Source organism: Rhizobium freirei PRF 81, assembly GCF_000359745.1.
Taxonomy (GTDB): domain Bacteria; phylum Pseudomonadota; class Alphaproteobacteria; order Rhizobiales; family Rhizobiaceae; genus Rhizobium; species Rhizobium freirei.
The window spans coordinates 295,122-318,229 of record NZ_AQHN01000089.1; the positions used below are offsets into that span (position 1 = coordinate 295,122).

General features: G+C 61.7%; 17 protein-coding genes. 10 read left to right on the forward strand and 7 right to left on the reverse strand.

The genetic code is table 11. The features are described from left to right. Nucleotides 1-24: 24 nt before the first annotated feature. The 3 genes from RHSP_RS29125 to RHSP_RS29135 all read left to right on the forward strand — a co-directional run bounded on the left by RHSP_RS29125 (nt 25) and on the right by RHSP_RS29135 (nt 3,031). Nucleotides 25-1,302: a polyhydroxyalkanoate depolymerase gene (locus RHSP_RS29125; RefSeq protein WP_004127481.1), complete on the forward strand. Its 1,278-nt coding sequence runs from the start codon at nt 25-27 to the stop codon at nt 1,300-1,302. A 321-nt stretch (nt 1,303-1,623) separates the two neighbouring features. After that, nucleotides 1,624-2,067, forward strand: coding sequence for a DUF2852 domain-containing protein (locus RHSP_RS29130; protein WP_004127483.1), 444 nt, complete (start codon nt 1,624-1,626; stop codon nt 2,065-2,067). Nucleotides 2,068-2,269: 202 nt separating this feature from the next. Beyond that, on the forward strand, nt 2,270-3,031 hold the full coding sequence (locus RHSP_RS29135; RefSeq protein ID WP_004127487.1) for a M48 family metallopeptidase: 762 nt from the start codon (nt 2,270-2,272) through the stop codon (nt 3,029-3,031). A gap of 157 nt (nt 3,032-3,188) precedes the next feature. On the opposite strand, the gene RHSP_RS29140 is transcribed toward RHSP_RS29135, so the two are convergent. Beyond that, complete coding sequence (locus tag RHSP_RS29140) at nt 3,189-3,620, reverse strand: winged helix-turn-helix transcriptional regulator (RefSeq protein ID WP_004127490.1); 432 nt, start codon at nt 3,618-3,620, stop codon at nt 3,189-3,191. An 89-nt stretch (nt 3,621-3,709) separates the two neighbouring features. Between RHSP_RS29140 and RHSP_RS29145 the strand changes: the two genes are divergently transcribed. The 7 genes from RHSP_RS29145 (at nt 3,710) to RHSP_RS29175 (ending at nt 10,976) form a co-directional block, all read left to right on the forward strand. After that, a complete protein-coding gene (locus RHSP_RS29145; RefSeq protein WP_004127493.1) occupies nt 3,710-4,525 on the forward strand; it encodes an oxidoreductase in 816 nt (271 codons plus the stop codon). Nucleotides 4,526-4,596: 71 nt separating this feature from the next. Then, entirely contained in the window at nt 4,597-5,598 is a 1,002-nt protein-coding gene (locus RHSP_RS29150; RefSeq protein ID WP_004127496.1) for an NADP-dependent oxidoreductase, read from the forward strand. Between the two features lie 141 nt (nt 5,599-5,739). Then, nucleotides 5,740-6,414, forward strand: coding sequence for a phosphoribosylanthranilate isomerase (locus tag RHSP_RS29155; RefSeq protein ID WP_037155169.1), 675 nt, complete (start codon nt 5,740-5,742; stop codon nt 6,412-6,414). Beyond that, the gene (gene trpB / locus RHSP_RS29160; protein ID WP_037155172.1) at nt 6,411-7,625 is read left to right on the forward strand and encodes a tryptophan synthase subunit beta; all 1,215 of its coding nucleotides are present in this window, start codon (nt 6,411-6,413) and stop codon (nt 7,623-7,625) included. The genes RHSP_RS29155 and trpB overlap by 4 nt, the downstream gene beginning before the upstream one ends. Nucleotides 7,626-7,635: 10 nt before the next feature. Further along, complete coding sequence (gene trpA / locus RHSP_RS29165) at nt 7,636-8,475, forward strand: tryptophan synthase subunit alpha (protein ID WP_004127505.1); 840 nt, start codon at nt 7,636-7,638, stop codon at nt 8,473-8,475. A gap of 204 nt (nt 8,476-8,679) precedes the next feature. Then, a complete protein-coding gene (gene accD, locus RHSP_RS29170) occupies nt 8,680-9,591 on the forward strand; it encodes an acetyl-CoA carboxylase, carboxyltransferase subunit beta (RefSeq protein WP_037155174.1) in 912 nt (303 codons plus the stop codon). A gap of 32 nt (nt 9,592-9,623) precedes the next feature. Next, entirely contained in the window at nt 9,624-10,976 is a 1,353-nt protein-coding gene (locus RHSP_RS29175) for a bifunctional folylpolyglutamate synthase/dihydrofolate synthase (protein WP_004127510.1), read from the forward strand. A gap of 69 nt (nt 10,977-11,045) precedes the next feature. On the opposite strand, the gene trxA is transcribed toward RHSP_RS29175, so the two are convergent. The 6 genes from trxA to RHSP_RS29205 form a co-directional block, all read right to left on the reverse strand. Then, entirely contained in the window at nt 11,046-11,366 is a 321-nt protein-coding gene (trxA, locus tag RHSP_RS29180) for a thioredoxin (RefSeq protein WP_004127513.1), read from the reverse strand. 75 nt (nt 11,367-11,441) lie between these two features. Next, on the reverse strand, nt 11,442-15,008 hold the full coding sequence (addA, locus tag RHSP_RS29185; RefSeq protein ID WP_004127516.1) for a double-strand break repair helicase AddA: 3,567 nt from the start codon (nt 15,006-15,008) through the stop codon (nt 11,442-11,444). Then, entirely contained in the window at nt 15,001-18,192 is a 3,192-nt protein-coding gene (addB, locus tag RHSP_RS29190; RefSeq protein WP_004127519.1) for a double-strand break repair protein AddB, read from the reverse strand. The genes addA and addB overlap by 8 nt, the downstream gene beginning before the upstream one ends. A gap of 4 nt (nt 18,193-18,196) precedes the next feature. After that, nucleotides 18,197-18,928: a nucleotidyltransferase family protein gene (locus RHSP_RS29195; protein ID WP_004127521.1), complete on the reverse strand. Its 732-nt coding sequence runs from the start codon at nt 18,926-18,928 to the stop codon at nt 18,197-18,199. Between the two features lie 75 nt (nt 18,929-19,003). Continuing rightward, entirely contained in the window at nt 19,004-20,515 is a 1,512-nt protein-coding gene (locus RHSP_RS29200; RefSeq protein ID WP_004127524.1) for a bifunctional tRNA (adenosine(37)-N6)-threonylcarbamoyltransferase complex ATPase subunit type 1 TsaE/phosphotransferase, read from the reverse strand. After that, on the reverse strand, nt 20,512-23,091 hold the full coding sequence (locus RHSP_RS29205) for a PAS domain-containing sensor histidine kinase (RefSeq protein WP_004127526.1): 2,580 nt from the start codon (nt 23,089-23,091) through the stop codon (nt 20,512-20,514). The genes RHSP_RS29200 and RHSP_RS29205 overlap by 4 nt, the downstream gene beginning before the upstream one ends. Nucleotides 23,092-23,108: the final 17 nt, after the last annotated feature.

Sequence of the window (23,108 nt, forward strand, 5' to 3'; positions counted from 1 at the left end):
GCATCACGAAAGGTAAAGCCCCGCATGTTTTATCAGTTTTACGAACTCAATCACGCCGCTCTCGCCCCCTTTCGTGCTGCGGCAGACATGATGCGCCTGGCCTACGCCAACCCGCTCAATCCCCTTTCGCATACGGTGTTCGGCCGCACGTTGACGGCAAGCCTCGAAGTTTTCGAGCGCACGACCAGGCGTTACGGCAAGCCGGAATTCGGGTTGAATGAGACGCAGATCGACGGCAAGCCGGTGTCTGTGTACGAGAAGATCGTCTGGAAGAAGCCCTTCTGCAATCTCATCCATTTCGAGCGCAGCCTGCCCGCCGGCCACGGCAGCGATCCGCGCATCCTGATCGTCGCGCCGATGTCGGGCCACTATGCCACGCTGCTGCGCGGCACCGTCGAAGCCCTGCTGCCGGGTGCTGACGTCTACATCACCGACTGGATCGATGCCCGCATGGTGCCGATGACCGACGGCACTTTCGATCTGGAAGATTACATCGATTACGTCATCGAGATGCTTCATCACCTCGGGCGGGATACGCATGTCGTCGCCGTCTGTCAGCCCTCGGTGCCGGTGCTTGCTGCCGCCGCCGTGATGGAAGCGGCGGGCGATCCGCTGGCGCCCTCGTCGATGACGCTGATGGGCGGACCGATCGATACGCGCATCAATCCGACGGCCGTCAACCAGCTCGCCAAGGACAAGCCGCTGGAATGGTTCGCCGACAATGTCGTCATGAACGTGCCCTGGCCGCAGCCGGGCTTCATGCGGCCCGTCTATCCCGGCTTCCTGCAGCTTTCCGGCTTCATGTCGATGAACCTCGATCGACACATGATCGCGCACAAGGATTTCTTCGTCCATCTCGTCAAGAATGATGGCGAGCCGGCCGAGAAGCACCGCGATTTCTACGACGAATATCTGGCCGTCATGGACCTGACGGCGGAATTCTATCTGCAGACCGTCAATCAGGTGTTCATCAAGCATGCGCTGCCCAAGGGCGAACTCATGCATCGCGGCGAGCGCGTCGATCCCTCGGCCATCCGCAACATCGCGCTTCTGACCGTCGAAGGCGAGAACGACGATATCTCCGGCGTCGGCCAGACCCATGCGGCGCAGACCATCTGCACCAATATTCCCGACCATATGCGCATGCACTATCTGCAGCCGGATGTCGGCCACTACGGCGTCTTCAACGGCTCGCGCTTTCGCCGCGAGATCGCGCCGCGCATTCTGGCCTTCACGCGCGAGCATGCCCGCACCGGCCGGCCGGTGGTCAAGCGGGTCATCAAGGGCGGAAAATCCGCCTGAGAGTAAGCAAAATCAAATGGATAGAGCGGCTCGGAGCTTCGTTGAGCGCCCGAACCGCTCTTGCAGCGCAAACTATTAGCTTTTGTTGAATTATCCGGGCAGATTCAAGTATTTGTCCGATTCCGCTCCGTAATGCCATTGAAGCCTCACGAAGAGGTTACCATCTCGATTCCAACGGTACCGCAGATGATCGGGCCGTTTACCGCGCCGCGCGTCCTTGGAACGCGCTGAGATGCAGGTAGAGCTTTAAAAACCGCGCAGAAGCCTGACCATTGACCGATGTCGGTTAAGGGGCGATGCGCCGTGCGAGGATACCTGACAATGAACCAATCTGCATTGCTTCGCCCGGATTGGACTCCGGCTACTATTGCCCTGATGGTACTAGGCTTCGTGGTCTTCTGGCCGCTCGGCTTCGCCATGCTCGCCTATATTCTCTTCGGGGAACGTTTGCGGGAATTCAAACGGGATGTAAACGAAAGGACCGACGGCATGTTTGGTGGCTGCGGACGCTATCGTAATCGTCATCGCCATTCCTTCTCCTCGACCGGTAACGTCGCCTTCGACGACTGGCGCCGGGCAGAGCTCGAGCGCCTCGAACAGGAGCGCCGCAAGCTGGACGAAATGCGCGCCGAGTTCGACGCCTATGCCCGCGAACTGCGCCGCGCCAAGGACCAGGAGGAGTTCGACCGTTTCATGCGCGAACGCAACAGCGTCAAGCGCAATGACAATGGCGGCGGCTCGCCGACCGAATTCCAGACGCCGTGATGGGCTGTGAGAACAACCACATCATATAGTCGAAACCGGCATCATCCGATGCCGGTTTTCTTTTGCCAGAAACCGCAAAGCAAGTCGCGCAAAAGCGCGCAGCGGTTTTGCGATCACGACATGTGTAAATCAAAGACCAAAGCGCCAGGAGCGAATCTGAAAGATTGCGACGCGCTTTGGCGAATCATATAAAACTGCCTCCATGTTTCCGCTGCTCTCCAGATCCCGCAAACCGCAGGCCAAGCCGGCTGCGCCGGAAACGCGCACGCTTGATGTCGCCGGCCGGCTGATGCCGCTGACGATCCGCCAGCATGAGCGGGCAACGCGCATCACGCTCAGGATCGAGCCCGGCGGGCGGGCGCTGAAGATGACCGTCCCGCGCGGCCTTTCCGCCCGTGAGGTCAATGCCTTCCTCGACCGGCATCAGGGCTGGCTTTTGACCAAGCTCGCAAAATTCACAGCCGACAACAGCCTGCGCGGCGGCAGCGAAATCCTGCTGCGCGGCGTGCGCCACCGGATCGAGCATACCGGCACCCTGCGCGGCCTCACCGAAGCCGTCATCATCGATGGCCGGCCGGTGCTGCGCGTCAGCGGCATGCCCGAACATGCCGGCCGCCGCATCGCCACCTTCCTGAAGAAGGAAGCCCGCGCCGATCTGGAGAAATACGTGGCGGTCCACGCCAAGGCCATCCGCGCGACTGTCTCTTCCATCACCATGAAGGATACCCGCAGCCGCTGGGGCTCCTGCTCCTCGCAGGGAAACCTGAGCTTTTCCTGGCGCATCGTCATGGCGCCGCCGCTGGTCATCGATTACCTCGCCGCCCACGAAGTCGCGCATCTGCGCGAGATGAACCACGGCCCGCGCTTCTGGGCGCTCTGCCTCAAGCTCTGCCCCGACATGGACGAAGCCAAGGCCTGGCTGAAGCGCCACGGCAGCCAGCTGCACGCGATCGATTTTGATTGAGCGGGTGGCCTGAGCTGCGGCGAGCGCCTCAAATCCTCCTAGCGGAACAGGATCGTTGCTGGTCCTGCTGAGAATTGCGACGGACGGCGACAACCTTACCGCCGGCGAGAACCCGTCGTCCGAGCAAATACGTCTCGTTCTCTTCGAACGACAAGGATCATTCGGGTGCGGCGATACGGATGGGGCGTGTCCCGATCGGGGCACCAGTCGCGCGGTCGATTGTGACAGGATCGATTTCCGTACCGTTTTCAGCATCGAAGAAGCGGGTCACTCCGCTGCTCGGGCGATGCTTCCGCCCCCATGCGCCGATCGCAAACAGCACCGGCAGGAAATCTTGGCCGGCTGCCGTCAGCACGTATTCATCGCGCGGAGGCCGTTCCGAATAGCGCCGTTTCTCGAGAAGGCCGTCTTCCGTAAGAGCCGATAGCCGGCTGGTCAGCATCGTCGGTGCAATGCCTAAGCTCTTGCGAAAGTCGTCAAAGCGGGTGAGCCCGGCATGGGCGTCCCGCATGATCAGCATACTCCATGCATCGCCGATCAATGCGAGGCTGCGTGCGATCAGGCATGGTTGATTCGAAAGATTCTTCATGTCGATATCTTTTTGATAGTGACTTACTACTGATTTGATAGTAACAGAATGCCCATTGACGTTCCATGCCAAAGTGAAAGTGGAGACGGATGAGCAAGACAGAACGCGGCATTGCCTTGGTCACAGGCGCTTCTTCCGGAATCGGGCTGGCGACCGCGCGAGCGCTGCGGCGCGATGGGTATAGGGTGTTTGGGACCAGTCGGAAGGCGATGGCGGGCACTCTTGATGGCATCTCCATGCTGGTCTGCGACGTCACCGATGATAGATCCGTGCAGAGAGCAGTCGATGACATAATGGTTCACGCCGGGCGGATCGATCTGCTGGTCAACAACGCTGGAATGGGTTTGCTTGGCGGCGCAGAGGAGTCCTCAGCGGCGCAGGCAAAGGCTCTTTTCGATGTGAACCTCTTCGGCGCATTACGCGTGACGAATGCTGTCCTGCCCATGATGAGACGGCAGCGAAAGGGCAGGATCATCAACATGAGTTCCATCCTTGGGCTTATTCCTGCTCCCTTCAATGCACTCTATGCATCGACCAAGCATGCGATCGAGGGCTATTCCGAGTCTCTCGATCACGAAGTTCGCACACAGGGCATCCGCATCGTTCTCGTCGAGCCCGGCGTCACCCGCACGTCTTTCGAAGCGAATATCGTGCACCCGGACCGTCCGCTTCGCGAATACGACATGGCTCGTGCCGATGCAGAGAAGCTTATGCGCGAGGTTGTTGAAGCGGGCGATGCACCGGAACTGGTCGCCGGCATCGTGGTCAAGGCCGCCAATGCCACATCACCCAAGAGACGCTACACGGCAGGCAAGGCAGCGGCACAGGTCCGTTTCCTACGCCGTTTCCTACCTGAATCTTTCGTCGACAGGAGTCTTCGTAAATTTAGCCGGCTTCCCGTCTGACTGCTTCTGTCGCCAGATCGTGTCTTCCAACTCCGGCCGTCCGTCACCTTTAGAAACGAAAGTTAGTTCCGATGAAAGCATTTCTGATCGATCGCTACGCAAAGGGCGGTGCTGTGAGACTTGGGCAAAGTCCGGAACCCGAGCTGCGGGAGAATGATGTGATGGTGCAGGTTCATGCCGCCGGTGTGAATCCTTTGGATGCCAAGATCAGGGACGGTGAGTTCAAGCTCATCCTGCCCTATCGCCTGCCTCTGATCCTCGGCAACGACGTCGCGGGCGTGGTGGTCCGGGTCGGATCCAAGGTTCGCAGCTTCAAGCCGGGCGACGAGGTCTATGCGCGCCCCAACAAGGATCGCATCGGCACATTCGCGGAGTTCATCGCCATGGACGAGGCCGACGTGGCGATGAAGCCGAAAAACCTGACGATGGAAGAGGCGGCATCGATGCCTCTCGTCGCTTTGACGGCTTGGCAGGTTCTCGTCGGGCGGGCAAATCTTGAGAGAGGACAAAAAGTTCTCATCCATGCCGGCTCTGGCGGCGTGGGGGCGGTCGCCATCCAGCTTGCCAAGCACATCGGAGCACAAGTGGCGACGACGACCAGCACGGCCAACGTCGATCTTGTCAAAAGCCTCGGCGCGGATGTCGTCGTCGACTACAGGAAGGATGATTTCGAGGAGGTGTTGCGGGGTTATGACGTCGTTCTGAACAGCCTTGGCAAGGATACGCTGGAGAAATCGCTTCGAGTGTTGAAGCCCGGCGGAAAACTCATCTCAATCTCCGGTCCGCCGGATCCGGCCTTTGCCAGGCAGAGCAGCTCCGGCTGGCTGCTTCGGCAGGTCATGCGTCTGCTGAGCGCCGGCATCCGCAGGAAATCAAAGCGTCATGGTGTAACCTACTCGTTCGTCTTCATGACAGCGAACGGGGCGCAGCTCGACCAGATCACGTCCCTGATCGAGGCCGGGGCAATACGACCTGTGATGGATAAGATCTTTCCGTTCGAAAGCACCAACGAGGCGCTGGCCTACGTGGAGACCGGCCGGGTCAAAGGCAAGGTCGTAATCACGGTTAAATAAGGGGCTCATTGTCTCAGGCGGATCATGTCTATGCCTCGGTCTGAAAGGCCGTTGTCGCCCATCGCAGGGTGAGAGCCTAAAAATCCCGCCAACGTCGCCTTTAGGCTCGACTCTTTTGAATTTTCGTGTCACTCCGCTGCCATGAACGCCGATGTCAAAATTTGTGGTCTGAAGACGCCAGAAGCGGTGGATCGAGCTCTTGAGCGCGGCGCCACCCATATCGGCTTTATCTTCTTCGAAAAGAGCCCGCGCTATATCGAGCCCGATCTGGCCGGCCTGCTGGCGGAGCGCGCGCGCGGCAAGGCGAAGATCGTCGCCGTCACGGTCAACCCGACGAATGACGATCTCGACGAGATCATGTCGTTGGTGAAGCCGGACATGCTGCAGCTCCATGGCAATGAAAGCCCGGAGCGTGTGCTGACCATCAAAGCGGTCTATAATGTCCCCGTCATGAAGGCCATGTCGGTGCGCGACGCCGACGATCTGAGGCGGGTGGAATCCTATATCGGCATTGCCGACCGCTTCCTGTTCGACGCCAAGCCGCCTGCCGGCTCGGAGCTGCCGGGCGGAAACGGCGTGTCCTTCGATTGGAGCCTGATGAGCTGGCTCGATGATCGGGTGGATTACATGCTGTCGGGCGGGGTGAACAAGGACAATGTCGCCCGCGCTCTGGCATCCACCAAGGCCACGGGTGTGGATCTTTCCTCCGCCGTCGAAAGCGCGCCGGGTGTGAAGGATCTGGGCAAGATCGACCAGTTTTTCGACGCTTTTGCAGAAGCATGTCTGCCGGAACCGGCAGCAGGGAGTAGAAAGTGAACCAGACGCCTAAACCCAATTCCTTCCGCTCCGGCCCCGATGAGGACGGCCGTTTCGGCATTTACGGTGGTCGTTTCGTAGCCGAAACGTTGATGCCGCTGATCCTGGATTTGCAGGAGGAATGGAACAAGGCGAAGGACGATCCGGCCTTTCAGGCTGAGCTGAAGTCGCTGGGCACGCATTACATCGGTCGACCGAGCCCGCTTTACTTTGCCGAGCGCCTGACGGCAGAACTCGGCGGCGCAAAAATCTATTTCAAGCGCGAAGAGCTGAACCACACGGGTTCGCACAAGATCAACAATTGCATCGGTCAGATCCTGCTCGCCAAGCGCATGGGCAAGACCCGCATCATCGCCGAGACCGGTGCCGGCCAGCATGGCGTTGCCTCGGCGACGGTTGCTGCCCGCTTCGGCCTGCCCTGCGTCGTCTACATGGGCGCGACCGATGTGGAGCGCCAGGCGCCGAACGTTTTCCGCATGAAGCTCCTGGGCGCCGAGGTTATCCCTGTGACCGCCGGCAGCGGCACGCTGAAGGACGCCATGAACGAGGCGCTGCGCGACTGGGTCACCAATGTCGATGATACCTATTACCTGATCGGCACGGCCGCCGGCCCGCATCCCTATCCGGAAATGGTCCGCGATTTCCAGGCCGTGATCGGCACGGAAGCCCGCGCGCAGATACTGGAGGCCGAAGGCCGCCTGCCGGATCTCGTCATCGCGGCCGTCGGCGGCGGCTCGAACGCCATCGGCATCTTCCATCCCTTCCTCGATGACGAAGGCGTCAAGATCGTCGGCGTCGAAGCCGGCGGCAAGGGTCTGCAGGGCGATGAGCATTGCGCATCCATCACCGCCGGTTCGCCCGGCGTGCTGCACGGCAACCGCACCTATCTGCTGCAGGACGGCGACGGCCAGATCAAAGAAGGTCATTCGATCTCGGCTGGCCTCGACTATCCCGGCATCGGCCCGGAACACTCCTGGCTGAACGATATCGGCCGCGCCGAATATGTTCCGATCATGGACCATGAGGCGCTGGACGCCTTCCAGACGCTGACGCGCCTCGAGGGCATCATTCCGGCGCTCGAGCCGAGCCATGCGCTCGCCGAAGTGATCAAGCGTGCCCCGAAGATGGGCAAGGACGAGATCATCCTGATGAACCTCTCCGGCCGCGGCGACAAGGATATCTTCACCGTCGGCAAGATTCTGGGAATGTGAGTTAGACGCCATGACCGCACGTATGGACAAACGCTTCGCCGCTCTGAAGGCTGAAGGCCGCCCGGCACTCGTCACCTATTTCATGGGCGGCGATCCCGATTACGAGACCTCGCTCGGCATCATGAAGGCGCTGCCGGAAGCCGGCGCCGACGTCATCGAACTCGGCATGCCCTTCTCCGATCCCATGGCCGACGGCCCGGCGATCCAGCTTGCCGGCCAGCGTGCCCTGAAGGCCGGCCAGACGCTGAAGAAGACGCTGCAGCTCGCAACCGATTTCCGTAAAGTCGATGCCGATACGCCGATCGTGATGATGGGCTACTACAATCCGATCTACATCTATGGCGTCGAAAAGTTCCTCGATGACGCGATTGCCGCCGGCATCGATGGCCTGATCGTCGTCGACCTGCCGCCGGAAATGGATGACGAGCTTTGTATTCCTGCCATCCGCAAGGGTATCAATTTCATCCGCCTGGCAACGCCCACCACCGATGACAAGCGCCTGCCGACGGTTCTGAAAAACACGTCCGGCTTCGTCTATTATGTCTCGATGAACGGCATCACCGGTTCGGCCCTGCCGGATCCGTCGCTGGTTTCGGGTGCGGTCGAGCGCATCAAGGAGCACACTGAGCTGCCGGTCTGCGTCGGCTTCGGCGTCAAGACGGCCGAGCACGCCAAGCTGATCGGCGCTTCCGCTGACGGCGTCGTCGTCGGCACCGCCATCGTCAACCAGATTGCCACCAGCCTTACCAAGGATGGCAAGGCGACGGCAGATACCATCCAGGCCGTTGCGACGCTGGTGCGCGGCCTGTCGACGGGAACCCGCTCTGCGCGCCTTGTTGCCGCCGAATAGTTTTCCCATATAGGCCTTCTCATCGGTCGTTACCGATTGAAGAAAAGGCCTGCGGGCGTTAGAGCATGTCCTGACAGAGCGCACAGCGGCCTTCGGTCGGGAATGTGGACAATAAGAGATGGAGTGTTTTCGCGCTTCGAAGAAAAGCGAAAGCGCTTGAAGTGACGACGAGATCGATGAATTGGGTCGATTAGGAGTTTCGAATTGAACTGGATCACGAATTACGTTCGCCCGCGGATCAACTCCATGCTGGGCCGTCGCGAGGTTCCGGAGAATCTCTGGATCAAGTGCCCGGAGACCGGCGAAATGGTTTTCCACAAGGATCTGGAGGACAACAAGTGGGTCATTCCGGCATCAGGCTTCCATATGAAGATGCCGGCCAAGGCCCGCCTGACGGATCTCTTCGACAAGGGTGAATACGAAGCCCTGCCGCAGCCGAAGGTGGCGCAGGACCCGCTGAAGTTCCGCGACTCGAAGAAATACACCGATCGCCTGAAGGACAGCCGCCTCAAGACCGAGCAGGAAGACACGATCCTTGCCGGCGTCGGCAAGGTTCGCGGCGTGAAGCTTGTTGCCGTCGTGCATGAATTCAATTTCATGGGCGGTTCACTCGGCATTGCCGCCGGCGAAGCCATCGTCAAGGCATTCGAGCGCGCGATTTCGGAAAAGTGCCCGCTGGTCATGTTCCCCGCTTCGGGCGGCGCGCGCATGCAGGAAGGCATTCTGTCGCTGATGCAGCTGCCGCGCACGACCGTTGCCGTCGATATGCTGAAGGAAGCAGGTCAGCCCTATATCGTCGTTCTGACCAACCCGACCACCGGCGGCGTTACAGCTTCCTACGCCATGCTGGGCGATATTCATCTGGCCGAGCCGGGTGCGGAAATCTGCTTCGCCGGCAAGCGTGTCATCGAGCAGACCATCCGCGAGAAGCTGCCGGAAGGCTTCCAGACCTCGGAATACCTGCTGGAACACGGCATGGTCGACATGGTCGTCAAGCGCCACGATATTCCGGACACTCTTGCCACGCTCCTGAAGATCCTGACCAAGGTGCCGGCAAACGATGTGTCCGCCAAGAGCAAGAACGGCGCGGCGCTGCCGGTAGCGGCGAACGCCTGATATCATAGATAGCCGAAAGGCGGAGGTGCGGGATGACGGCTATGGATCAATCCGCAACGAGCGAGGCAGCAAGGGAGATCGAGAAGCTGTTGGGGCTGCACCCAAAGGGCTTCGATCTCTCTCTGGAGAGAATAACCCGGCTGCTCGATATCCTCGGCAATCCTCATAGGAAGTTGCCGCCGGTGATCCATGTCGCCGGCACCAACGGCAAGGGATCGGTGACGGCCTTCTGCCGCGCGCTGCTTGAGGCCGGCGGCTACAGCGTGCATGTCCACACCTCGCCGCATCTCGTCAATTGGCATGAGCGCTACCGGATGGGCGTCAAGGGCGGCCGTGGTCAGCTTGTCGACGATGCCGTTTTCGCCGATGTGCTGCGCCGCATCGCCGCCGCCAATGCCGGCCAGAAGATCACGGTCTTCGAAATCCTGACGGCCGCGACCTTCCTTCTCTTCGCCGAACACCCGGCCGATGCCGCCATCATCGAAGTGGGCCTCGGCGGTCGTTTCGATGCCACCAATGTCATTTCCGATCCGGCCGTCTCGGTCATCATGCCTATTTCGCTCGATCATCAGCCCTATCTCGGCGATCGCGTCGAGCTGATCGCCGCCGAGAAGGCCGGCATCATGAAATCGGGCCATCCCGTCGTCATCGGCCATCAGGAATATGATGCAGCACTCGATGTCTTGATATCGACGGCCGAGCGGCTTCGCTGCCCGACCGCTGTTTTCGGCCAGGATTTTTCTGCCCACGAAGAATATGGCCAGCTGGTCTATCAGGATGAGTTCGGCCTTGCCGACCTGCCCCTGCCGCGCCTGCCCGGCCGCCACCAGTATGGCAATGCCGCTGCCGCCATCCGCGCAGTCAAGGCCGCCGGCTTCGTCGTTACCGAAGCGATGATGGAAAAGGCGATGACCTCGGTCGAATGGCCGGGGCGCCTGCAGCGGCTGACGGAAGGCAATCTGATGCCGCGCGCGCCCGAAGGGGCGGAAATCTGGGTCGATGGCGGCCACAATCCCGGCGCCGGCGAAGTTATCGCCGAGGCCATGGCCAATTTCGAAGAGCGCCAGCCGAGGCCTCTATTCCTGATCATTGGCATGATCAACACCAAGGATCCCGTCGGTTATTTCAAGGCTTTCGTCGGTCTCGCGGAGAAGGTTTATTGCGTGCCGATCCGCGGCAGCGATGCGATGATCGATCCCGTCATCCTGGCGAATGCCGCCTATGATGCCGGCCTGGTGGCAGAGCCGATGTCTGATGTCGGCGAGGCACTGGATGCGATCAAGGCCCTTGCGGCGCCGGCCTCGCTGCCTCCGCGCATCCTGATCGGCGGCTCCCTCTATCTGGTCGGCGATGTACTTGCGGATAACGGCACGCCGCCCCGGTAAACCAAATCGAGATCAATAAAAAAGCCCGGTCGAGCCGGGCTTTTTTAATTCATGCGATCGATACCGAGATCAGGATGCGCTGGAGATCCAGTTCTGCAGGGCCGTTTTGGGAGCGGCGCCGACCTTGATGTCAGCGACTTCGCCGGCCTTGAACATGGCAAGCGTCGGGATCGAGCGAACGCCGAACTGGGCGGCCAGTTCCGGGTTTTCGTCGATGTTGAGCTTGGCAACCTTGACCTTGCCTTCGAACTGCACGGCGAGTTCTTCGAGAGCCGGGGCGATCATCTTGCACGGACCGCACCATTCGGCCCAGAAATCAACGACGACAGGCTCTGCAGACTGCAGCACTTCGGTGGCGAAGTTGGAGGTATCGACTTTAACGGTAGCCATAGGCTGCTCCTTACCAGGATTTACGGGTTGCTAGATATGTGATGATGCGGTGCCCAGATGTCAATATTTGGTATTTCACTTTGTCTCGAGCTCCGCAAGCGCCGATGCCAGCGCCCTATCGGACAGCGTGTAGATCGAGGCGTTTTCGGTATAGACCAGCACGCAGTCGATGCGCTTGCCCGGATAAAGCGGCCTAAGGATTTCGCGATAGATGGCAAGCTGTGCCCTGTGCGCGAAGGGGATCGTGCCTTCTTCGCCGGGTGGCACACGGTTTGTCTTGTAGTCGAGAATGACGATACGGTCGTCGAAGTCAGCCAGGCGATCGAGTCGGCCCGAGACGGCATAGGATTGACTACCGAGTTTCAGCGTTCCCATGATCGAGACTTCCGCCTGCGCATGGGCGCTGAAAGTGCCCTGCAGATCCGGATGCGACAGCAGCGCCATGACCGAATTGATCAGCGCATCGCGCTCCGCCTGCGGCCAGAAGCGCGTGGCCCGCTCGGCATAGCGCCTGGCGGCATCGGCGCGCTCCTCAAGCGCGATTTCGGGCAATGTCTGCAGCATGCGGTGGATGAAGCGGCCCTTCTGTAGGGCGCGGTCGGACTTGACCTTTTCGCCGAAGAGCGCCGATGTGACGAGCAGGCTGTCTGCCTCGTCGTCGATGACGGTGCCGACGCCGGAGGGGCTGAGCGGCCGCGGCAGGTTTCTTTGTGGCGGCAGTGGCCGGCTGAGGCCGGCGGGCAGGCCGGTACGCTCCGTCCGTTTTTCCGGTTCGCGCATGGTTTCGAACTCGCGCTGCACCTGCGCGACGCGCCAGCTTAAACCTTCCCAATCGCCATCAGGCCCGGAGAAGGTCTTCGGCGTGCAATGCTGTTCGTCTCCGCGCAAGGCCGTGGAAATCATGGCATGCCATGTATCGGGATTTTCACGAATGCCGCGATAGCCGCAGATGATCAGCCGGTCGGCGGCGCGGGTCATGCCGACATAGAGCAGGCGGCGATACTCTTCCTCCGCCAGCGACTGCAGCCGCGCCGCATCGGCCTGCGTCAGCGAGTTCGCAAGCGCCGAGACCGGAACCCAAACCGGCAGCGGGATCTGGTCCCTGCCGGTCTCGATCAGCCGCATCTTCGGCAGATGCGTGTGCGTAAAGGCCTTGCCGCCGCCGTCGACGAGGAAGACGATCGGCGCTTCCAGCCCCTTAGACGCGTGAACCGTCATGATCCGCACTTCGTTGCGGCCCTTGTCCTGCTCGCGCTTCACGGTCGGCGCTTCAAGCTCCAGCGTCGAGATGAAGGATTGCAGCCCAGGCAGGCCGCTGGTCTCATGATCGAGCGCAAAAGTCAGGAATTCGTCGAGGATATCGCTAACCTCGGTGCCGAGTCGCGCCAGAAACTGCCGCCTGCCGCCGAAGCTGCCGAGCACGCGAGCGTAGAAGTCGTGAACGGCCAGGCTCTTCGACAGCGAAAGATAGGTTTTCAGCCGCTCGGCTGCTTGCTTGAAGCGATCATGACCATCCTCGGCAAATCGCTGCAGATGGCTCCAGACGCTTTCCTCTTCATCGCGATAGGCGGCGACGGCGAAGACATCTTCTTCGCTGAGATCGAATAAGGGGCTTTTCAGCAGGGCAGAAAGCGAAAGATCGTCTTGCGGCAGCAACAGGAAGCGGCCGAGCGCGAGAAGATCCTGAATGGCGATATGGCTGGTCAGCACCAGACGGTCGGCGCCGGCGACGGGAATATTGCCGCGTCGTTTCAAAGCGCGCGTCAGCGCGTTGACGAAACTGTCGCGCTTGCGCACCAGCACGAGAATGTCGCCGGCCTCGATGAACCGGGTCTTGCCCTTCTCGATGATGGTTTCCCGTCCGACGAGATTGCCGATCGCCTGCGCCATCCGCCGCGCCAGGATGGCGGCGGGCGCACTTTCCGGCGTCGAATCGAAAGGCGCCGTCCAGTCCTCCTCCTTGGCGGCCGGCTCCGGCGCGATCATCTCCCAGAGGTCGACGGCGCCGGGATGGCCGATGCGGCTGGAACGATGCACCACCGGCTCGTTGACGGCACTCAGTCCCCGGGCATTTTCCGGGCTGGTAAAGACATGATCGACGGCGCCGAGAACGTCGGCCGTCGAGCGGAAGGAGAGCGGCAGACGGATCGACGAGAATTGCTGGCCGCTGGCGCCCACCCGCCGCCGCGTGCGATCGCTTTCCTCGGAAAAGCGTTCGGGCCGTGCGCCTTGGAACGAGTAGATAGACTGCTTCTCGTCGCCGACGGCAAAGATGGTTCTGAGCGTCGGCCGCGCGCTTTCGCCGGAAAAGAAATCCTCCGCCAGCGACTGGATGACGCTCCACTGGATCGGGCTGGTGTCCTGCGCCTCGTCCACCAGAATATGATCGATGCCCTGATCCAGCTTGTAGTGGATCCACGGTCCGACATCCTTCTTGGTCAGGAGATCGGCCGTGCGGGTGATGAGGTCTTCGAAATCGAGCTGGCTGCGCCGCTTCTTCAGCTCTTCATAATCCCGGTTCAGCCGGTCGGTGAGGATGAGGGCCGCGCGCGTGGCACGATACATCCGCATCAGCTTCAGCCGGTCGCGGCAGGCAACCACATGGGCGCGTGCCTCAGCGACAGCCTCGGCAAGGGCAGGGGCATCTGCCAGCATTGCCTTGACGAAGAATTGGCTGTCGGATTTCGGCTCGCCCTTGGCGGTCAGCATGATCTTTTCGAGGATTTCGGCCCGGGCGATCGGGTCTGCCTCGCGCTTGGCAAGGCGCAGCGCATAAGCAATCTCCTGCGCCTTGGCGCCACCCTTTTGATCGGCAAGGGTCAGATAGAGCTCAAGCGTCGCGCCGGAGAGGCCGGGAAGCGGCCAATATTGCCCTACGATGCCGTCTTCCGTGTCGCTGGCGGAGAGGCCGAGCCGCGCCAGCAGAGCCGCCTCAAAGCCGCCCTGCCGCTCGGCAGCCTCGGTGAAGCGCCGGATGGCGTTGCGATTGGCGACGATATCGCCAAGCAGCGTTTCAAGGCCTGATTCGTCGCCGAGATCGAGCACATAGGCAAAGGCCTCCGCTAGCTGAGCATCACCATGCGACGTCGCAGATGAAAGCAGCGCGCGACGCGCATCATCGAGCAAGGTGGCTGCCGCGCGATCGTCGAGAACGGAGAAGTGCCCGGCGACATTGGCCTCAAGCGGGAACTGATGCAGCAGGGCCTCGCAAAAGGCATGGATCGTTTGGATCTTCAGCCCGCCCGGTGTTTCCAGCGCCTTGGCAAAGAGCCGCCGTGCCTCGGCGAGCTTGAAGATGTCAGGCTCCTTGCCCTCGATGTCGGCGATGCGCGTCTTCAGTTCCTCGTCCGGCATGGTTGCCCAGGCAGCGAGGCGGTCGAAGACACGGTTCGACATTTCGGACGCCGCAGCCTTTGTATAGGTCAGGCAGAGAATGGCCGAAGGCCGCGCGCCAGCAAGAAGAAGACGGATAACGCGCTGCGTCAGCACATGCGTCTTGCCGGAGCCGGCATTGGCCGAAACCCAGGCCGAGCGTTCGGGGTCGGAGGCGATGGATTGCTGGATCGTCGTCCAGCTGATCCAGACGCCGGGATCGTCGCTTTCGGGCAGGTTGGCGAAGTCGTCGGCGGGAAGTTCACTCATCGCCGCCGCCTTCCTGTTCGCTTTCTGCCGTCGACCATTCCGATACGCGGGCGAGGTGATCGTAATCGCCGCCATATTCGAACTGCTGGGCCGGGATCAGCCGCGACGAGAAGCCCTTTTCGCCTGACTGCAGCAGCGAGACGAATTTCACCAGCTGGTCCATCGATTCCTGCGCCAGATCCATAGCCGACTTCGTTTCCGTCTTGCCGCCGCGGCTGGAATGCTCGTTGTTGACCTGATCAACCTTAAAGCGGTCTCCGGGCCGCAGTCGGACATAGAGCAGGTTCTCGGGTCGCAGTACACCGATATTGTGGAAGGCGCCGGCCTTCAGCGCATAGGCTTCGAGCGCCAGCTGCGGATCGAGCAGCGCGCGTGCCTGTGGCGGGGAGGGGTTGTAGCCGGTCTTGTAGTCGATGAGATCGGCTGCTTTGTCGCTCTTGACGTCGATGCGGTCGGCAACGCCCGTGAGGCGAATGCCGATCGGTTCGATCTCGACGCCGGCGGGTACTTCCGTTGCCGTTTTACGAACCTCGGGTCGCCGTTGCGCTTCCCAGGCAAGGAAAGCCCGCGCCACTTCGCGAAACCGCGGCCGCCAGACGCTGTCGATGTGAACAGGCAATCGCTCGGCATCGAAGAGGTCTGCGATGATGCGATCCATGGCCAGCGTCGCATCCGGCGTGCCGGCGATATGCCCCTCGCGGACGAAGCGATCGATGATCTTGTGGTAGAGCGTGCCGCGCTCGGCCGGCCCGGGATCGCGGTTGAACGGATCGACCGGATCGAGCCGCAGCACGCGCCGGGCATAGATGGCATAGGGGTCACGGCGCAGCCGCCCCACCTCGCTGAAGGAATAGCTTTTCGGCTGCAATTCCACAGGCGGCTTTGGTGCCGGGCGCAGCGCCGGCGCCTGGTTTTCGCCCTCGTCGATCATGGCGGCCCATTGGCGATACTGGTCGCCGCGGGCCTTCATGGCGTCTTCCAGTTCCTTGCCGCCGAGAGCGATCAGCCGCTGTAGCCAGCGCGAGGCGACCGTCGGGGTCGAGCCCTGACGCAGTGCCCGCGAATAGATCAGATCGCGAGTGCCGTTCGCCATTTCGAAATCGTGCGCGAGCTGGCCGATGCGGCGCTCCGGCGGCTCCAGGCCGATCTCCGTCTTCATGCTGCGGGAAATGAAGGGATTGTTTGCTGTCTGCCCCGGCCATGATCCTTCGTTCAAACCGCCGAGGATCAGCGTATCGACGCTCTGCAGGCGGGCTTCCAGCGTACCGAAGATGAAGAGGCGGGGATGGCTGAGTGCCCGCGGTTTCACCGCTTGGCCCACGCAGAGCGCTGTCGTGATGTCGATCCACTGCACGCCATCGGCCTCGAGCTGGCCTTCGGTGTCGATGACATCCTTCAACAGGCTGGCGAGCGTATCGCCGGCTTCACCGGACCAAAGGGCGGCCAGATTGCCGCGTTCGTCGGCTGCCACCGCCTCCAGCGCCCGACCGGTACGTTCTGCCCATTCGGAAAGGGTCGGTAGGCCCTCGACAGTCCGCAGGGAGAGCGCGGATGTAAGCGGCTCGCATGCGGCAGTCACCCGCCGCGCCAGTTCTCGCGCGTATTCGATGGCCTCATGCGGCAGCGATTTGCGCCATTGCGGCGCGTGCCGGTCGCTGGCCTGCTCGGCGATGCGGCTGTCAAGCAGGCTTTCCAGCGTGCCGACATCGATATTGGCGACGCCGCCTCTCAGTGCCAGGATTTCCAGCGCATCGACGCCTGGCCGATGCATTTCGAGCGGCAGGCCGAAGCGGGCGAGGGGATGTTTGAGCAGGGCGACGACGGCGACGGGGTCGCCAAGGCGAAGCGTTGCCTCGAGCATCAGTTGCAGCAGCGTGCCTTGCGGCGTGGCGTTCAGCGGCGTGCCGGCGGAATCATCGGCCGTGATGCCGAAGCGGGCAAGCTCTGCCGTGACCCGTCTGGCAAGATTGCGGTCCGGGGTGATCAGCGCCGCCTGGCTCTCGCCACCGTTGCGCCCTGGCTTGTCCAGTGCCAGCCGCAATGCAATGGCGATTGCCGTCGCTTCCTCGCGCTCGTTCGATGCCTCGATCAGGGAAACATCGGCGAAGGCGTCCGTAATGGCGTCGGCTGCAAGTGTCTTGCGCCAGCCTCCCCAGCCGCTCGTCGCTTTTGCCGGCGCCAGGGCGCGCGACAGGATTTCCGCGCGCATCTGCATGGCCTTGGGAGCCTCTGCGATGGTTTCGACATCGCGGCGGGTGACGTGCAGGCGCTTGAGCAGCAGCGATAGGCCATATTGCGAATGGCTGCGGGTGGTGGGATCGGATCGCTCGCCGGCAGCCGTTTCCGGTGCCACGAGCTGCCAGTCTTCTTCCGGCATCGAAAGATCGAGGCCCGGCAGCACGATCACGCCCTGCGGCAGCGAGGCGACGCCAGCGATCAGCTCCGCAGTTGCCGGCACCGAGCCGGTCGAGCCGGCGATGATGACCGGCCCGGCATGGCGCATGGTTGATATCCGCTGCACCTCGGCGCGAAGAACGGCGTTGCGGTTGCGGGCGGGCGAGGATTTGCCGAGTTCTTCGAGGCGAACCGGCCAGAAGGCGCTGGCGATCGCCAGGAATTCAGCCGTCAGCTGCCACCAGAGCGCATGTTCGTCGGCACTGAGATTGGCAAGCTCGCTCCATTCGCGATCCTCGGTCTCCAGCGAATCGATGAGTTCGGCGAGGTTGCGCGCGAGCCAGATGGCATCGGCTGGGCTTGCCGGCGCCACCAGCGGCGAATCGGAGTGAATGTCGCGCACGATCTGCGGCAGCCTGTTGCGCCAGGCAAGGATCAACCGCGCCAGTTCCAGGAGCCGTGCCGTGTTGGCAAGCGGCTGCGCCAGGTCGGCTGTCTCAGGCAGGTTTTCCTCGAAATAGCCGCTGTCGTCGTCGGTTTCGCCGAGCGGGCGAATGACGGGCAGGATGGCGGAACGGCCGCCGAGCAGGTCGACGAATTCCGAGCGCAACACACGCACCGCGCGCCGCGTCGGCAGGAAGATACTGACCTTGGCAAGCGACAGCGGGTCTTCCGGATCATGACTGAAATGCTCGGTCAGCCGGCCGTCGCAGAGGGCGGACGCAAGGGTCTTCAGAAAGGGCAGGCCTGCCGGAATCGTCAGGATGCGTTGCCGGTGTCCGCCCGCCATAGGCTCACGCAAACGCCCGGAATGTCCGGATCGCTTCCTCCGCCTCGCCGACCGCAGCCGGCGTTCCCACAGTCAGCCAATGGCCGTCGAGCATGGTGCCGTAGAGCCGGCCGCGTTCGATGGCCTTGTCGAAGTAGATGTTGACGTTGAAAGCGTCGTCGGGCGCGTCGTCGAGGAAGGACGGGCTCATCGCGATCGCGCCGGCATAAACGACGCCATCGCGTCCGACATCGCGATAGCGGGCAAGCCGTCCATCCTGCGCCATGCCGAAGTCATTCTTGCCGTTATGGCCCGTGGTTCGCTCCAGATCGACGCAGAGCATCGCCATATCCATGCGTTGCTCGTCGTAGAATCCGGCTAAGCGTTCCAGGTTCGATGGATGGCCGGGCTTTTCGCCGATCCAGAACAGGTCGGCATTCATGACGAACACCGGATCGCGGCTCAAAAGCTTCAGGCCTTTGACGAGGCCGCCGCCATTGTTCATCAACGCGTCCCGTTCGTCGGAGATCAGGATTTCAAGGCCGCGATAGCCGCGCAGATGCGCTTCCATTTGATCGGCGTGATGATGGACGTTGACGACGGCACGCTCGACACCTGCCTGCACCAAAGCATCCAGCGTATAGTCGATCATCGGCTTGCCGGCGATCTTTACCAGCGGCTTCGGGATGGTGTCGGTGATCGGCCGCATGCGGGTTCCAAGCCCCGCAGCCAATACCATGGCTTGCTTGATGGTCATCTCGTCTCGAACTTTCGATTCGCTATCTGCTTTCCTTAGCACAAGGCCGGAAAGCCGTCGCTCGATCTCTGGCTGTTATGCCCGGCCGATCCCAGCCTTCTCGCACCACTCGCGCAGAGGTGCCAAGGCTTCGTGTTCGAAGGCGATGGCGAGATAGGCGAGCGTGCGCGGCATGTGCTTCAGATAGCCCGGCTTGCCGTCGCGCTGCAAGAGCCGCACCCAGAGGCCGGCGAGCTTGCAATTGCGCTGCGCCGACATGATCGCCCAGCTCTTCAGGAACTTGGCCTCGTCGAAACCGCCCTGGGCGTGCCGGAGCGCAAGATAGTCAGACATCAGCTGGTCATGTAGGTCGCGCTCGATCGTCACCCGGGCGTCCTGCACCAGCGAAGCCACGTCGTAGGAGGTCGGCCCGATCATCGCGTCCTGAAAGTCGATGAGGCCGATCCGCTGGATGCCCTTTTTTGCCGCCCGCCAGATGATGTTGGGCGAATGCATATCGCGCAGAAGCAGGTTCTTTTCCGTGTCTTCAAGCTGATCGATCAGCCTGTCCCAGATCGCCAGATAGTCGGCGCGTTCCTCGTCGCTTGCAGGCGTGCCGCGCTTCCAGGGGAGATGCCAGTCGAGAAGCAGCCGCGCTTCCATCTTCATCGCGGTCCGGTCGAAATCCGGAATGTGATGGACGTGATCGGGCGTCACCGGAATATCGTGCGGAATGGAAAGACCGTGCAGATGAGCGAGGCAGGCGACGCTTTCGCGATAGCGCTCGGCAATTGGTTTGCCCCCGGCGTCGAGCACGCCTTCGGTGCCGAGATCCTCGATCAGAAGGATGCCCTGGTCGTAATCGGCCGCGAAGATTTCCGGGGCGGCAAAGCCGTTTTCGCGCAGGATGTTGGCGATCGCCACGAAGGGATAGGTATCCCAGGCAAGATGCGCGACCTTCGGATAGGGCTTGCCGTCGAGCACGGGCGGCCCTTCCGGCAGACCCGGCCAATCCATCAGGATTATACGGCTGCCGCCATCTGCCTGATGGATGGATTCGTAAGCTCGCAGCGAGGCATCGCCGGTTAGGAAGCGCCTATGTGCGCCGCGATAGCCGTGCGTATCGAGAAAGGCGCGAATGGCAAGCACGCGCTCGATCCGCGCCATCTGCTTGGCAGGCGCCGTGATAACGGCGCGCCGTCCTTCGCCCTCGTGCGTCAGCTTTAGGTCGACGCGCTCCCTCGGCAATTCGCCTTCGGCCATTTCCGGCCATTCGACAAGGCAGATACCGGTCTGTAGGGCTTCGTCGAAGCCGAGTTCCGTCAATTCGCTGGGATCGCCGAGGCGATAGAGATCGAAATGCGAGACCGGAATGCGCAGCTCATAGGATTGCACGAGCGTAAAGGTCGGGCTCGGTACGTCCAGTTCGGCATCGTCGGCCATGGCGCGCAGCAGCGCGCGCGCCAGCGAGGATTTGCCGGCGCCGAGATCGCCCGAAAGGGCCAGACAGTCGCCGACCTTCAGCGCCAACGCAAAGTCCTCGCCAAGCTCAGCCGTGGCGTCGTCGTCTGCGAGGAAGAGGGAAATGCTGCTGTTCGAGGCTGTCATTCTGCTGCGACGGAATGGGGCAATTCAGCCGAGGGGATGCGGCAGGTCACGATCGTCCCCTTGCCCGGCTGGCTTTCGATGGAAACCTCGCCATCATGCAGGCTGACGAAGCTTTCGACAATAGAAAGGCCAAGGCCTGCGCCGCTGCGCTTGCCACCCTTGCCGCCGGAGGCGAAGCGATCGAAGACCGAGTGGATCAGCTCTTCCGGTATGCCCGGACCCTTGTCGGAGACCGAGAAGACGAAATCCGCACCTTCGCGCCCACATTTGAGCGCAATCGTCGATCCCTCGGGCGCGAAGTTCGCGGCATTGGTGAGAAGCTTGAGCAGGATCTGTTTCAGACGCTGCTGGTCGGCAACGATGGAGCCGAGATGGGCCGGCACGGTGATTTCGAGCGTCACGCCGCTTTCCTGCAGCCGGTCGGCGATCTGCATCGACACTTCGTCAAGTAGATCGTTGAGCACGATCTCAGAATAGTTCAGCCGCATGATGCCGGCATCGACGGTCGCCAGGTCGAGAATGTCGTTGACCAGCGTCAGAAGCACGGAGGAAGACGTCGAGATATGATCGATATATTCGGCCTGCCTGTCGTTCAGCGAGCCGATACCCGGCGTCTTCAGAAGGTCGGTGAAACCGATGATGTTGGTCAGCGGCGAGCGCAGCTCGTAGGAGACATGCTGGACGAAATCGTTCTTCAGCTCGTCCGCCTTCAGCAGCGCATCGTTCTTTTCCGTCAAGGCCCGCTCGGCGCGGACGCTGTCGGTCTTGTTGACGAAGGTCAGCATGGTCTGGGCGTTCGGCAGCGGAATGACCGCGTAGTCGAGCACCAGATTGGAAAAGAGTTCCAGAGTGCCCTGCGATGACGGCCGCTCGTCGTCGAAGCTGGTGATCTGCTCGGCAAAGCGCTTCCAGCCGTCGGGCCGGTCATAGGAGGGCGCGCAGGCTTCGGCCAGCGTCTGGATATGCGTGCCGGGCTTGGCCTGCGCCTCCGTGATGTTCCAGAGAATGCGGAACGCCGGGTTGGAAAGGCGAATGCGGCCATCGGGACCGAAAACGGCGACGCCTTCGGAGAGATGATCGATGGTCTCGCCTTGGACCTTGACCAGCGTGTTGTAGCGCGTTTCGAGATCGACCTGCTCGGTCAGGTTCTCGAACACCCAGGTCGCGCCGCCCTGCGGATGCGCGGTTGCGAAAACCCTGAGGATCTGGCCGTTGGGCAGGTGCCAGAGATCGGTCTGTGTATCGAGCGCGCGATAGACCGAAAGGACGCCGTCCTTCCAAGTCTTCCAGTTCAGCTGTTCCGGCAGCTTCTTGGCGCCGCGCAGCCGGTCTAGAAGCTCGCTATTGTCGGGCCGCTTCTCGAGGAAGGCGATATCGAGTTCCCAGAGCTGGACAAAGGCCTGATTGTAGAATTGCAGCCGCCGGTCGCCGTCGAAGATCGCGACCGGTGTCGCCAGATGATCGAGCGTTTCGGCATGGCTCTTCAGCGTACGCGCCAGCTCGGCCCGCACCGCCTCCGCTTCGGAGACATCGATGGCCATGCCGGCGGAGCCATTCGGCGCTTTCACGTCGACAACGTCGAAGAAGGTGCGGTTGCCTTGCACCACGGTCGAAATCTTGTCGTGGAAAGGCGATTCCGGGGTGGTAGCGGCGCGGATGCGCTCGCGGGTTACGGTCGCCAGGAATTCGCGTCCCTCACGCACGGCCTCATCGGTCGAAACCGCTTCCACGGCCTCGCCATAGGCCTGGTTGACCCAGGTGAGCTTGCCTTCGGCATCGCGCTGCCAGACCGGCAGGTCGATGGCGTCTAGCAGGCTTTGGAAAGCCGAGATCGAGGTCATCAGCCGGTCGCGCTCGATCTTCAGTTCGGCCAGTTCGGCGCGCAGATTGTTGAGCGCGATGAAGCGGACGAAGGCGCGGCCACCGGAAATGCGGCCTTGTGCTTCGAGGATTTCGTCACGGTTGGTTTCGACCACCATGTCAAAACTCTGGCCGCTGCCGCGCAGCTTGTCGATCGCCTTGTCGAGCTCGCCGGCCGACCACGATTTCAGCCAGCGTCCAAAGGCGAGGAATTCGTTGTCCTGCGGCGCGCCGGTCTCGACCGGCAGCTGGCCGAGAAGTTCCGGCCGCGCATTCTGGCCATCCCAGATGACGATGCGACGGTTCTTGTCGGCGATCAGGGCCTGGTACTGCGAAATGCGCTGATTGGCATCGGAAAGAGCCGTGCGGATCTCGCGGCTTTCGCTTTCCATATTGCCGCGCTGCCGGACCATCCACATGGTCGACAGAAGTGCTGCGGAAATGACGCCGATGATGACGGAGAAGACGGCCATTTCGGAGGAGGTAAAGAGGCGCATACTGGTCTGCGCCGCAGCGTTACTCTGTGCGAGAACGGGTCCCGCCAGACCGGTCACCAGACCGCCGAAAACGCTGAGCCGCAACAGGCGGCTCAGGTAGGCAAGCCGGCCTTTGCCGTGCTTCGATCCCGCCGAAAGCCGATATGCACTATCCCGCAGCAACTGCGCCGCCGCTTGGCGTAACGCTGGTCGATGCAGGTTGTCTTCCCCTTCAAACATAAGAGGTCTGTCTCCGT

What these genes read in the sequence shown, in the direction of transcription:
- RHSP_RS29125 (WP_004127481.1), top strand. Translation starts at nt 25, where the DNA reads ATGTTTTATCAGTTTTACGAACTCAATCACGCCGCTCTCGCCCCCTTT.
- RHSP_RS29130 (WP_004127483.1), top strand. Translation starts at nt 1,624, where the DNA reads ATGAACCAATCTGCATTGCTTCGCCCGGATTGGACTCCGGCTACTATT.
- RHSP_RS29135 (WP_004127487.1), top strand. Translation starts at nt 2,270, where the DNA reads ATGTTTCCGCTGCTCTCCAGATCCCGCAAACCGCAGGCCAAGCCGGCT.
- RHSP_RS29140 (WP_004127490.1), bottom strand. Translation starts at nt 3,620, where the DNA reads ATGAAGAATCTTTCGAATCAACCATGCCTGATCGCACGCAGCCTCGCA.
- RHSP_RS29145 (WP_004127493.1), top strand. Translation starts at nt 3,710, where the DNA reads ATGAGCAAGACAGAACGCGGCATTGCCTTGGTCACAGGCGCTTCTTCC.
- RHSP_RS29150 (WP_004127496.1), top strand. Translation starts at nt 4,597, where the DNA reads ATGAAAGCATTTCTGATCGATCGCTACGCAAAGGGCGGTGCTGTGAGA.
- RHSP_RS29155 (WP_037155169.1), top strand. Translation starts at nt 5,740, where the DNA reads ATGAACGCCGATGTCAAAATTTGTGGTCTGAAGACGCCAGAAGCGGTG.
- trpA (WP_004127505.1), top strand. Translation starts at nt 7,636, where the DNA reads ATGACCGCACGTATGGACAAACGCTTCGCCGCTCTGAAGGCTGAAGGC.
- RHSP_RS29175 (WP_004127510.1), top strand. Translation starts at nt 9,624, where the DNA reads ATGACGGCTATGGATCAATCCGCAACGAGCGAGGCAGCAAGGGAGATC.
- trxA (WP_004127513.1), bottom strand. Translation starts at nt 11,366, where the DNA reads ATGGCTACCGTTAAAGTCGATACCTCCAACTTCGCCACCGAAGTGCTG.
- addA (WP_004127516.1), bottom strand. Translation starts at nt 15,008, where the DNA reads ATGAGTGAACTTCCCGCCGACGACTTCGCCAACCTGCCCGAAAGCGAC.
- addB (WP_004127519.1), bottom strand. Translation starts at nt 18,192, where the DNA reads ATGGCGGGCGGACACCGGCAACGCATCCTGACGATTCCGGCAGGCCTG.
- RHSP_RS29195 (WP_004127521.1), bottom strand. Translation starts at nt 18,928, where the DNA reads ATGACCATCAAGCAAGCCATGGTATTGGCTGCGGGGCTTGGAACCCGC.
- RHSP_RS29200 (WP_004127524.1), bottom strand. Translation starts at nt 20,515, where the DNA reads ATGACAGCCTCGAACAGCAGCATTTCCCTCTTCCTCGCAGACGACGAC.
- RHSP_RS29205 (WP_004127526.1), bottom strand. Translation starts at nt 23,091, where the DNA reads ATGTTTGAAGGGGAAGACAACCTGCATCGACCAGCGTTACGCCAAGCG.